9 protein-coding genes and 1 riboswitch are annotated in these 11,469 nt (G+C 74.1%); of the genes, 1 reads left to right on the top strand and 8 read right to left on the bottom strand.

The features are described from left to right. Nucleotides 1-22: 22 nt before the first annotated feature. From ABZ497_RS11225 to ABZ497_RS11190, 8 genes are all read right to left on the bottom strand, one after another. Nucleotides 23-880, bottom strand: coding sequence for a TIR domain-containing protein (locus tag ABZ497_RS11225; RefSeq protein ID WP_359804450.1), 858 nt, complete (start codon nucleotides 878-880; stop codon nucleotides 23-25). Between the two features lie 64 nt (nucleotides 881-944). Next, nucleotides 945-1,496 (bottom strand): hypothetical protein, encoded by a 552-nt coding sequence (locus ABZ497_RS11220; protein ID WP_359804385.1) that lies wholly within the window; start codon nucleotides 1,494-1,496, stop codon nucleotides 945-947. Nucleotides 1,497-1,715: 219 nt separating this feature from the next. Beyond that, entirely contained in the window at nucleotides 1,716-3,179 is a 1,464-nt protein-coding gene (locus tag ABZ497_RS11215) for a M6 family metalloprotease domain-containing protein (RefSeq protein WP_359804384.1), read from the bottom strand. Nucleotides 3,180-3,381: 202 nt separating this feature from the next. Continuing rightward, nucleotides 3,382-4,758, bottom strand: coding sequence for a cobyrinate a,c-diamide synthase (locus tag ABZ497_RS11210; RefSeq protein WP_359804383.1), 1,377 nt, complete (start codon nucleotides 4,756-4,758; stop codon nucleotides 3,382-3,384). A 176-nt stretch (nucleotides 4,759-4,934) separates the two neighbouring features. After that, a complete protein-coding gene (gene cobO, locus ABZ497_RS11205) occupies nucleotides 4,935-5,540 on the bottom strand; it encodes a cob(I)yrinic acid a,c-diamide adenosyltransferase (protein ID WP_329490083.1) in 606 nt (201 codons plus the stop codon). A gap of 5 nt (nucleotides 5,541-5,545) precedes the next feature. Then, nucleotides 5,546-7,645 carry a putative cobaltochelatase gene (locus ABZ497_RS11200; protein ID WP_359804382.1) on the bottom strand — a complete coding sequence of 700 codons (2,100 nt, stop codon included), beginning with the start codon at nucleotides 7,643-7,645 and terminating at the stop codon, nucleotides 5,546-5,548. After that, nucleotides 7,638-9,155, bottom strand: coding sequence for a cobyric acid synthase (locus ABZ497_RS11195; protein ID WP_359804381.1), 1,518 nt, complete (start codon nucleotides 9,153-9,155; stop codon nucleotides 7,638-7,640). The genes ABZ497_RS11200 and ABZ497_RS11195 overlap by 8 nt, the downstream gene beginning before the upstream one ends. Further along, nucleotides 9,152-10,123 (bottom strand): cobalamin biosynthesis protein, encoded by a 972-nt coding sequence (locus tag ABZ497_RS11190; protein WP_359804380.1) that lies wholly within the window; start codon nucleotides 10,121-10,123, stop codon nucleotides 9,152-9,154. The genes ABZ497_RS11195 and ABZ497_RS11190 overlap by 4 nt, the downstream gene beginning before the upstream one ends. A 93-nt stretch (nucleotides 10,124-10,216) precedes the next feature. Then, nucleotides 10,217-10,409, bottom strand: a riboswitch (cobalamin riboswitch). Between the two features lie 212 nt (nucleotides 10,410-10,621). On the opposite strand from ABZ497_RS11190, the gene ABZ497_RS11185 reads away from it, so the two are divergent. Then, entirely contained in the window at nucleotides 10,622-11,332 is a 711-nt protein-coding gene (locus ABZ497_RS11185; RefSeq protein WP_359804379.1) for a transcriptional regulator, read from the top strand. Nucleotides 11,333-11,469 lie beyond the last annotated feature (137 nt).

Raw genomic sequence — 11,469 nt, 5'->3', positions numbered from 1 at the left:
ACACTGGTGAGGCGTGTGGGCGTCAGGGAAGGTTGCCGCGGACGATCACCTTCCCGGTCTCGCCCCGTACGATCACGTCCCGCCCCAGGGACTTGGCGATCCGCTCGGCGAACTCGCGAGACACCGCTTTCGAGGAATCACTCGTACTCTGCGCGACGATGACGACCCGCGCGCCCTCCCAGGAGGACCGGACGACCTCCCAGCCGAGCTTCGCGAACGAGGACGCGATGAACTTCTCTTCGCTGATCCGGCGGACTTCCCGGGTCGGCCGCAGGGGTGCCCCCTCGGCCTGCAACGTGTACTTCTCGATCTCCGCCATCCGGTGATCGAGGGAGCGGGTGATGAGGAGGATCTCCTCCGTCATGTCGGCCTCCGACCGCTTCACGGTATCGGAGGACCCGCCCCTCGACGGGAGCACGCGAATGTCCCGCATCCTGCTCTCGAACTCCGGCCAGCTCCTTCGGAAGGCGCGGTCCAGCCGATCGCGGGGGATCGCCGGCGTGCCCGAGGCGCTGTTCAGATCGGTGAGGAACTTCAGCACCTCGTCCTCATTGTCACCGAGGACTGCCTGGAACTGACTGAGTGGGCTGGTGAGTTCGGCGACCCTCATGCCGATGAGGAACGGCACGACGTAGCCTCCGACCTGGTTGGAGACGGCCCCGGCCTCGAAGTTGAGCCAACTGGACGACTGGTTCTCCGGAGTCGTGCAGATGATCCCGAAGTTCGCCTCGGAGAGCTTCGTCGCGATCTCCTGAGTCGCTCTGCCGCCCGCGGAGATGTCCTGGCTGGAGAGCCAGGGGTCGACGTGCTGGAGGACGTCCGGCAACCATGACCGCAGCGCCTCCGCCGTCATCCTGGCGCGCTGTCCGGACCAGCTCAGAAACAGTTTGATCGCGGTCTCCCCTCCTCGTGTTCGGTGCGCCGGAAGGTCGGGTCAGACCCGGCTACCCCCGCGCGGCGTTGAGCAGCAGTGCCTGTTCCTCCCTGAGGGATCCGTGCGACTCGCGGACGTACGACAGGAACCGGCTTCCCGGGTGGCGGACCAGGACGGATTTGTCCGGGCCCGCGCCCTCCCAGTCGGACAGCAGGGCGTCGTAGGCCGTGGCATGCGCGCAGAAGTCGAGGACGACGGCCGGCACCTCGCCCTCGATGATCAGGTCTCCCCGTGCGGTGATGATCTCCTGCATCTTCCGGGCGTTCGGGGCGAACACCGTCTCCACCCAGGTGCGCCACCGTGCCTCGTCCGGAGCCGCCAGCGGACGGCCGCCCGGGTTCGGGCCGACGTGCATCATGAATCGGCGACGGTATTCGGCCCATGCTTTCTCGTTGGCTTCCGCGAGTACGAGAAGAGGGGCGTAGAACTCCCGCAGTTGGCTGCCGACCCAGTCGGCTCGGGCTCGTCGCAGCGACCTGCGGGTCTCTCCGTGATCGTTCAGCCAGTAGGCCAGCACGGCGATCAGGACACCGGCGCACGCCGTCACCACCGCTGCTTTCATTGGCTTCTCCAGGGCGCCGTTTGTGGGGTATTGAAGCACGGCGCGCTGAACCGTTGCCACCCCTCCGCCGAAAGGTCGTCAGTCTGCGGAGAGTTCGCGTGCGGAAGTATCGAATCTACTTGCGCATTCCAGGACGCCCGGGCGCCGGTCAGCCGCCCGGATGGGAGGCTGACCGGCGTGCCGGGCGTGGTTTCGCGCGGGCCGCCCGGTGGGGGTGGGTCAGGTGATGGTGACGTCGACGCCCATCTGTTCGGCGCCTGGGGTGCCGGCGATGTCGAGGGTGACTCCGCTCCAGGTGCCGTCGGGCTCGTTGAGGGCCGGTGCGGTGTGCTGGCCGATGCCGGTGTTGCCGAGGGCCGGGTAGAGGTCGGTCCGGTCGCCCCGGTTGCCGGTGCCGAAGATCTTCCCCAGGTCGTTGCGGCCGTCGGCCTGCATCAGCGCGATGGCCAGGTGGTGTTCGTCGTTGACGTTGTCGATGGCTTCGTCCACCACGTAGGCGGCGACGCCCTGGGAGGGCAGGAACTCGTCCTGCCCGCGCTGGCGGCGGTACTCGACGATGATGTACTGGCTCTCCTTCATCCGCTGGGGGTTGCGGACGAACAGCAGGTCGCCGCCCTCGGCGACGGGCCGCAGCGCGATGCCGGTGGTGGTGCTGGAGACCTCCTGCGGGGTGGTCCAGCCGTGGAACATCCGCAGCATGCCGTTCGGGAAGACGGGGGTGACGCCGTCGTTGCCCCAGGAGCCGCCCGCCATCAGGCAGTAGTCCCCGAGGCCGTTGGAGGTCGTCGCCTCGACGCGGCCGGTGTCGTAGAAGTCGGCCCAGCGGGCGGCCAGGTGGCCCCACTCGTGGGCGCAGACGCCGACCGCGCAGTCCTCGGGGACGGTCAGGAAGGTCTGTACCCGCAGGCCGGGCGCGACCAGCACGCCGTCCTCGCCGGGCGGGTTCCACTTGAGGCTCCAGATGTCGCCGGGGCGCTCGGTCTGTTCGGCGCCGGAGCCGGCGTGGACGATGAACAGGGCGGTGACGAGGCCCTCGCCGAGGGCGTCGTAGCCGGCGGAGAAGTCGATGCCCTGGTCGAGCGCGAGTCGCAGCGCGTCGGCCGCCATGCCCTGGGAGTTCCGGGGCGGGTTGCCGGTGCCGGACTGGTTGTCGGTGTAGAAGGAGAGCGGCTGCGGCAGGCGGAACCAGCCGTGCACCTCGCCCTGGATGTCGATGCCGTGCTCGGTCGGGTGGGCGGCGTCGAATCCGCTGACCAGGCGGTAGTAGTCGCGCATCGAGCCGGTCGTGAAGGTGTCGGCGCTGAACAGCATCTGTTCGAAGTGGCCGACGGTGTGCTCGGGGCTGTGCGGGTGGTCGGGGAAGTCGACCAGCAGCACCAGGGTGCGGATGGTGCCGCGCAGCTTCTTGGTCGGCCGGGTGATCAACTGGGCCCCGGTGCTGGGGCCGGGGCGGACGGCGCCGTCGTCGAGGCCGATGACGTTCTCACCGCGCCGCCGGGAGCGCCAGACGTAGTAGTACTGCTCGAAGGTGAGGCTCGCCGGGATCCGCCGGTGTTCGACGAGGTCCTGGTAGCGGGCCCGGAGTTGGGCGAAGGCCTTGGGGGACAGCGGTACCGGGCAGGCGTGCCGGTGGCCGGTGGGGTCGAGGGGGTGGTGATGCTGCGGGGTTAAGGTGTGACGCATCGTGACGGCTCCTTTGAGCCAGCTCACTCCGCGGGGGAGCATGGCGACCCCGCCGAGCGGGCGGTCGCCGGCAATCGGTCGGCTCGCCAAAGGCGGTCGGGTCTGGCCGGTACCGGTTGCGAAATGGGCGATTTGCGGCTATCAGCCCTATTCTGACGCTCCGCGTGGGCAAAGCACCAGACCCGGGGGCGCGCCGGTTCGCTCAGCCCGCGCGGTACGCGGCCGCGGCGGCCGCGAACGAGGCGGCGAGCTGCGGTGATCCTCCCCAGTGCAGGTGCAGGTACGAAGCGTGAACGTTGCCCAGCGTGCCCCCGGTGAAGCCCTCGGTGTTCGGCCCGGTCGGCAGTCGCCAGCCCCAGGCGGGCCGTTCCCCGGCGCCGGGCTCGCAGACGGTGCGGTGGAACTCGTGCCCGCGCACCCGGGTGCCGGTCGGCGCCAGCGGCGAGTCGGTCAGCGCGACGGCCTCCCGGTATCCGAGGGTCAGCCGCTCGGTCATCCGGGCCGAGGTGTCCAGTACGCCGCACATCGGCAGGCCGTCCAACTCCCGCCCGAGGTAGAGCAGTCCGGCGCACTCGGCGGCGATCGGCGCGCCCGAGGCGGCGAACGCGGCGATCGCAGCGCGCAGCGTCCCGTTCGCGCTGAGTTCCCGGACGTACAGCTCGGGGAAGCCGCCGCCGATCACCAGGCCGGCGGTGTCCGCGGGCAGCGCGTCGGCGTGCAGCGGGTCGAACGGCACCACCTCGGCGCCGGCCGCGGTGAGCAGTTCGGCGTTCTCGGCGTACGAGAAGGAGAACGCGGCGCCGCCGGCCACCGCGATCCGGGGCGCGCCGGCCACCCGCTCGACCTCGGCGGCCGGGTCCCACGGCGTGGCGTCCAGCGGGGGAGCCGTCCGGGCCAGCGCCAGGACGGCGTCCAGGTCGACCGACGCGGCGACCAGCTCGCCCATGTCGGCGACGGCCCGCAGCGCCTCGGCCGAGCGCTCGACGGCCGGGATCAGGCCGAGGTGGCGGGACGGTGTGGCGACCGCCGCCGAGCGGCGCACCGCGCCGAGCACCGGCACCCCGGAGCCCTCCTCCAGGGCCTCGCGCAGCAGCAGTTCGTGCCGGTCGGAGGCGACCCGGTTGAGGATCACCCCGGCCAGTCGGACCTCCGGGTCCCAGGAGGCGAAGCCGTGCACCAGCGCGGCCACCGAGCGGGACTGCGAGGAGGCGTCCACCACCAGCACCACGGGTGCCCGCAGCAGCTTGGCGACGTGGGCGGTGGACGCCAGCTCGCCGCGTCCGGAGGCGCCGTCGAACAGCCCCATCACGCCCTCGACCACCGCGACGTCCGCCCCGGCGGCGCCGTGCAGGAAGAGCGGCGCGATGCGCTCCGGCCCGCACATGAAGGCGTCCAGGTTGCGGCCCGGCCGGCCGGCGGCCAGGGCGTGGTAGCCCGGGTCGATGTAGTCCGGGCCGACCTTGTGCGGCGAGACGGCCAGACCGCGCGCGGCGAGCGCGGCGATCAGGCCGGTGGCGACGGTGGTCTTGCCGGAGCCGGAGGACGGCGCGGCGACGACGAGACGGGGGACGCTGTTCAAGGCTCTACTGCTTTCGCGGACTCACGGACGTGTCACGGGCTTCACGGGCTTCACGGGCTTCACGGACTTCGCCGGCTTCACGGGCCGCACGGACCCGAGGGAACGCACGGGCCGCACGGAACCGAAGGAGCCCACGGACCCGAGGTGCCGCACGGATCCCGCGAAGCCCGCCGGGCTCACCACTCGATGCCGCGCTGGCCCTTGCGGCCGGTGTCCATCGGGTGCTTCACCTTGGTCATCTCGGTGACCAGGTCGGCGGCCGAGGTCAGCGCCTCGGTCGCGTACCGGCCGGTGATGACCACGTGCTGGCTGCCCGGGCGGTCCTTCAGCACGGCGACCACCTCGTCCACGTCGACCCAGCCCCAGTGCATCGGGTAGGTGAACTCGTCCAGCACGTAGAAGCGGTAGGTCTCGGCGGCCAGGTCGCGCTTGACCTGCTCCCAGCCCTCCTTGGCGGCCGCCTCACTGTCCATCTCCATCTCGGTGGAGCGCTGGATCCAGGACCAGCCGGAGCCCATCTTGTGCCAGTCGACGGTGCCGCCCTCGCCGGAGGCGCCGAGCACGCGCAGCGCGTTCTCCTCGCCGACCTTCCACTTCGCGGACTTGACGAACTGGAACACTCCGATCGGCCAGCCCTGGTTCCAGGCCCGCAGCGCCATGCCGAAGGCGGCGGTGGACTTGCCCTTGCCGGGGCCGGTGTGGACGGCGGTGATCGGCTGGGTGCGGCGCTGGCGGGTCGTCAGGCCGTCGTCGGGCACGCTCTCGGGGACTCCCTTGGGCATGTGGATCAGGCCGCCTTTCGCGTCGGGGTGGCTCGGTTGGCACGGTTGTCGCGGACGAGCGAGGCCACGCCCTCGGCCCGCAGCTCGTCCAGGGTCACGGCGGTGGCGCCCAGCCGGGCGGCCAGGGTGCGGGCCAGGCCGAGCCGCACCGGGCCGGCCTCGCAGTCCAGCACCACGCTCGCCACGCCCTGGGCGGTGAACAGTCCGGCCGCCTGGTGGGAGCGCGCGACGGCGTCGCGGGAGCCGGTCGCCCGGCCGTCGGTCACCACGACCAGCAGCGGGCGGCGGTGCGGGTCGCGCATCCGCTCGACCCGCAGCACCTCGTGGGCCCGCAGCAGCCCGGCCGCCAGCGGGGTCCGGCCGCCGGTCGGAAGCGACTCCAGCCGGGCCGCGCCCACCTCGACGGAGGAGGTCGGCGGCAGGGCCAGCTCGGCGCTCGCGCCGCGGAAGGTGATCATGCCGATCTTGTCCCGGCGCTGGTAGGCGTCCATCAGCAGGGAGAGCACGGCGCCCTTGACGGCGGTCATCCGCTGCCGGGCCGCCATCGAACCGGAGGCGTCCACCAGGAACAGCACCAGGTTGGACTCGCGGCCCTGCCGGACCTGCTCGCGGAAGTCGTCCTTCTGCAGCAGCAGCGCGCGCGAGTCCCGCCCGCGCGCCACCTGGTGCGGCGCGGCGGCCCGCAGGGTCGCGCTCAGGTGCAGCCGGGCCAGGCGCCCCTGCGGGCGGCGGGCGCGGATGGTGTGGCCGCCGTCGGTCTCGGCGGGGGAGCGGCGGCCTTGGGCGCCCTTCCCGGTGCCCTCCACCTTGAACAGCCGGGTGCGGTACGGCTCGCCGGCCGCCACCGGCGCGGTCTGCGGCGCGCCGCCCCGGCCCTGCTGCGGGACGGCCTCCGGCTCGGCCGGCGCCTGCGGCTCTGGCCCGGCGGCCGCGGAGCCGTCGGGCGTGTCCGCGGGCGCGGGCGCGCCGCCGCCGCCGTCGGGGCCGCCACCGTCGGGGCCGGGGCCGTCGTCCTCGGGGCCGTTCCCCTCGGGGCACTCGCCGGGCTGCTCCCCCTCCGACGGTCGCTCCGCGGGCTCGGGCTCCTCGGGCCCGGCGTGCTCCTCCAGGGTCCGCTCCAACTGCTCCTCGTCCAGCCCCGGCGCGTCGAAGGGGTTGCGCCGGCGGCGGTGCGGCAGGGCCAGCTGCGCGGCCTTGCGGACGTCCTCCTCCAGCACCTGCGTCCGGCCCGCCCAGGCGGCCAGCGCGACGGCGGTGCGGGCCATCACGATGTCCGCGCGCAGCCCGTCCACCTCGAAGGCGGCGCAGACGGCGGTGATCTGGCGCAGCGCCGTGTCGGTCAGCTCCACCTCGGGCAGCAGCTCCCGGGCCGCGGTGATCCGCCCGGCGAGCGCGCGCTCGTCCTCGGCGAACCGCGCGGCGAACCCGGCCGGGTCGGCGTCGTACGCCAGCCGGCGGCGGACCACCTCGGCGCGCTCGGCCGGCTCCCGGGTGGCGGCGATCTCCACGGTCAGGCCGAACCGGTCGAGCAGCTGCGGGCGCAGCTCGCCCTCCTCCGGGTTCATCGTGCCGACCAGCAGGAACCGCGCCGCGTGGCGCACCGAGACGCCCTCGCGCTCCACGTAGGAGCGGCCCATCGCGGCCGCGTCCAGCAGCAGGTCCACCACGTGGTCCTGGAGCAGGTTGACCTCGTCGATGTAGAGCACGCCCCGGTGCGCCCGGGCCAGCAGGCCCGGCTCGTACGCCTTCACGCCCTCGGCCAGCGCGCGCTCCAGGTCCAGTGAGCCGACGATCCGGTCCTCGGAGACGCCGACCGGCAGCTCGACCAGCCGGGCCGGGCGGTGGGTCTCGTCGGCGCCGTCGTGCGCGCCGTCCGGGCAGGCCGGGTCCGGCGCGGCCGGGTCGCAGGCGAAACGGCAGCCGTCGACGGCGGCGATGGACGGGAGCAGACCGGCCAGCGCCCGCACCATGGTCGACTTGGCGGTGCCCTTCTCACCCCGCACCAGCACGCCGCCGACGGCCGGGGAGACCGCGTTGAGCAGCAGCCCGAGCCGCAGGTCGGCCATTCCGACGATCGCGGTGAAGGGGTAGCGGACGTCACTCATGATTCTCCAAGGGGGCCCCGGGCGGCAGGAACGGCAGCGAACCCGCGGCCGGCACCCCGCCCTCGATCAGCTTCCACAGCGCGTCGGTGTCCGCGTGCTCCTCGATCAGGTCGCCCAGCCGGTCCAGCCGGGCCTCGCGCGCCTCGGCGAACGAGGTGTCCGGCGCGGGCACGAACGCCCGGCCCGACAGAGCGGCGACCTCGCGCAGCAGCGCGCGCCGGAAGCCGTCGTTCTCCAGCGCGCCGTGCCAGGTCGTGCCCCAGACCGCCCCCACCCGGCAGCCGTCCAGGAACGCCTCCCCGCCCTCCACAGTGACGATCCCGTGGTGGATCTCGTACCCCTGGACCGGCTGCCCGTAGGCCTCGCCGACCGGTCGGCCGAGCACCTTCTCGGCGCCGAACCGGACGTGCGTCGGGAGCAGCCCGAGGCCGTCGACGGCACCGGCCTTCGACTCGACCTCGTCGTGGATGGCGCGCGCGAGCATCTGGTAGCCGCCGCAGACGCCGAGGACCGGCAGCCCGGCCGCGGCCCGGGCCCTGAGGGCCGGCTCCAGGCCGCGCTCGCGCAGCCAGGCCAGGTCGGCCACGGTGGCCCGGGTGCCGGGCAGGATCACCAGGTCGGCGTCGGCCAGCTCCTCGGGCCGGGTGGCCCAGCGGACCAGCACCCCGGGTTCCTGGGCCAGTGCGTCCACGTCGGTGAAGTTGGACAGCCGGGGGAAGCGCACCACGGCCACCCGCAGCACGTCGGCGCCGAGCGGCCCGCGCCCCTCGGCGCGGTCCACCACGGTGGTCAGGTCCAGGGAGTCCTCGGCGTCCAGCCAGAGCCCGGACAGCATCGGCAGGGTGCCCAGCACCGGACGGCCGGTCAGCTCGCGCAGCATCTCCAGCCCGGGCGCCAGCAGCCGCGCGTCGCCGCGGAACTTGTTGACGAACCAGCCCGCCACATGGCGCTGGTCCTGCTCCGACAGCAGCGCCAGCGTCCCGTACATCGCGGCGAACACGCCGCCGCGGTCGATGTCGCCGACCACCACGACCGGCAGGCCGGCGGCGGTGGCCAGGCCCATGTTGGCGATGTCCCGGTCCCGCAGGTTGATCTCGGCGGGCGATCCGGCGCCCTCGCAGACCACCACGTCGTAGCGCCGGCGCAGGTCGGCCAGGCACTCCAGCGCTCGCTCCAGCAGGACGGGCTTGCGGTCGCGGTAGTCCAGCGCGCCGACCTCGGCGACCGCCCGGCCGAGCAGCACCACCTGGCTGCGGCCGTCCGCGCCGGGCTTCAGCAGCACCGGGTTCATCGCCGCCTCGGGCTCCACCCGGGCCGCCTGGGCCTGCATCGCCTGGGCGCGGCCGATCTCGGCACCGTCGGCGGTGACGAAGGAGTTCAGCGACATGTTCTGCGCCTTGAACGGCGCCACGGCGACGCCCTGACGGGCCAGCCAGCGGCAGATGCCCGCGGTGACCACGCTCTTGCCGGCGTCCGAGGTCGTCCCGGCGACCAGCAGTGCGTTGCTCATGCGCTCCCCCTTCTCGTCCCCGCCTTGAGTGCCTGCACGACGGCGTGCCCGGCGACGGTCGTACCCAGTGCGAGCAGTCCCACCCGGCGGGAGAGCCGGCAGGCGCGCTCGATGTCGTCCACCGTCACCGGTCGCAGCTCGCCGCCCAGTACCGGCCGGTGCTCGACCCGGGCGCCGTACCGCAGGGTGCCGCCGAGCCGCACGCCGACGGCGCCGGCGAAGGCCGACTCGGCCTGGCCCGCGTTGGGGCTGGGGTGGGCGGAGCCGTCCCGGCGCCAGACCCGCCAGGCCGTCCGGGGCTCGGGCGCGGCGGCGACGGTCAGCAGCGCGGTCAGCCGCGCGCCCGGCCAGCCCGCCACGTCGTCCAGCCGCGCCGAGGCCCAGCCGAACCGGGCGTGGCGCGGCGAGCGGTGGCCGACCATCGCGTCCAGGGTGTTGACCGCGCGGAACGCCAGCAGCCCGGGCGTGCCCGCGAGGGCGCCCCAGACGAGTGCGTTGACCACGGCGTCGGCGGTGTTCTCGGCGACCGACTCGACCACCGCGCGGGCGATCTGCCCCTCGTCGAGGGCGCTCGGGTCCCGCCCGCACAGGTGCGGCAGCCGCTGCCGCGCCGCCGCGAGGTCGTGCGCGGCGAGCGAGCGTCCGATCGTGCGGGCCTCCCGGGTGAGCGACGTGCCGCCGAGCACCGTCCAGGTCGCGGCGGCGGCCAGCGCGGCCCGCCCGAGCGGCCGGCGGCCCAGGGTGCGGTCGGCCGCCAGCGCGCCGGCCGCGACGGTGCCCACGCAGAGCGCCGTGAAAGCCGTTCCGACGGCGCGGTCGTTCCGCCAGATCCGCCGCTCCAGCCGGCCGGCCGCGCCGCCGAAGACGGCCACCGGGTGGCCGCGGCGCGGGTCGGCGAAGCGGGCGTCGGCGAGGTACCCGGCCGCGGCCCCCAGGGCGAAGGCGGCGGCGCGGGTCAGCGGGCGCACGGTGGACAGCAGAGGGCTCGGAAGGTCGGGGCAGCCTGCATCGCGTGCGTGTCCTCACTCAGGGTCCGCGCCCTGGATCGACGTACCGGGGGCGAGAGTCTCCTGGCTTCCGGGTCGAACGCACCCCCGGGCCCGGCGGCGGCTTCTGACGGCCCGCCGCGATGGGCCCCCTCCGGCGCCGTGGCCGGCGGAGGAGGGACTCCGAGTGTGCTCCCCGGTGACAGTGGCGGGACCGCGCCGGACTCGCACCGGCTTCCTCTGCATGCCTCCGTTTGGCTGAAGGATCCCATCACGCGGCCGAACCGTGCGTCAACCAAGGTCACGGAGGGGTTGGTCACAGCGGAGCCGGGCCGCCCGACGCCGTCGCTACCTCCGATCGGCACCCCCCGCAGGGGCATGACAGCCTGTGCGATCGTCCAGTCGCCCGGAGGGGCCTCCGGGCCCGCTTCGTGTGTTCGGCGGCTGGGGGGCGGCCGGACCGCCCCCTACCGTCGGGCCATGCGACGCAGACAGCCACCCGCCGTGCCCCCGGTGCCCTTCTCGCCCGCGGCCGCCCGCGCGCACCGCGCCGGCCTGGGGCTGACCCCCGAGCAGGTGGTCGAGGGCATGGCCGCGCACGGCGTCCGGCTGCTGCCCTCCCACGTGCTCGGCTGGGAGAGCGGCGAGCTGCGCCCCGCCGAGGACGAGTTCATCGCCCTGGCCCGGGCGCTCTGGTGCCCGCCGGCCCAGCTGATGGGCGTCCGCCCGGCCCGGCTGCGGGACTTCCGGGTCGCCCGGGAGCTCAACCAGGAGAGCGCGGCCCACCGGATCGGCCTCGCACTGGACCGGTACCAGCGGGCCGAGGCGACCGGTCAGTGGGACGGCGACCAGGAGCAGACCCACGCGCTGGCCCAGGTGCTCGGCACGACCCTGCGCGAGCTGGTCGCGGTGACCGGCCGGGCGCAGGAGCTGGACCGGCGGCTGCGGCAGTGCGTGGACGGCCGCTGGCAGGCGCAGCTCCGGCCGATCGGCCGGATCGTGCCGGTTCACGAGGGCGACCTCACCGCCGTGCTGACGGCGCTGCAGAACGAGTACCAGGTCACCTCCCACTGGGGCGCCGGCAGCTGGGGCTCCCCGGCCCCGGCGGCGGACACCCGCGCGGCGGCCCGGCCGCTCGGCGAGCGGTTCTGGGAGCTGCTGGAGCTCCTGGAGACCGAGATCCCGGTCTGACGGGCCGCTACCGCGCCGCCCCCGCGCGGCGCCTCCCCCTCCCTGCCCTCTCCCTCCCTGCCCTCTCCCTCTGCCGCTTCCCGCGCCGCCGTGACCAGAGGGCCGAGAACCGTGCCGTCGCTTCCCGCAGCCGCTTC

The sequence above is a fragment of the Kitasatospora sp. NPDC005751 genome (assembly GCF_040630835.1).
Classification (GTDB): Bacteria; Actinomycetota; Actinomycetes; order Streptomycetales; family Streptomycetaceae; genus Kitasatospora.
This window is presented reverse-complemented; position numbering and strand designations above follow the sequence as displayed.

Bases quoted from the DNA above. Each gene is read 5' to 3' on its own strand.
- ABZ497_RS11195 (WP_359804381.1), bottom strand. From the start codon at position 9,155: ATGAGCAACGCACTGCTGGTCGCCGGGACGACCTCGGACGCCGGCAAG.
- ABZ497_RS11200 (WP_359804382.1), bottom strand. From the start codon at position 7,645: ATGAGTGACGTCCGCTACCCCTTCACCGCGATCGTCGGAATGGCCGAC.
- ABZ497_RS11215 (WP_359804384.1), bottom strand. From the start codon at position 3,179: ATGCGTCACACCTTAACCCCGCAGCATCACCACCCCCTCGACCCCACC.
- cobO (WP_329490083.1), bottom strand. From the start codon at position 5,540: ATGCCCAAGGGAGTCCCCGAGAGCGTGCCCGACGACGGCCTGACGACC.
- ABZ497_RS11185 (WP_359804379.1), top strand. From the start codon at position 10,622: ATGCGACGCAGACAGCCACCCGCCGTGCCCCCGGTGCCCTTCTCGCCC.
- ABZ497_RS11220 (WP_359804385.1), bottom strand. From the start codon at position 1,496: ATGAAAGCAGCGGTGGTGACGGCGTGCGCCGGTGTCCTGATCGCCGTG.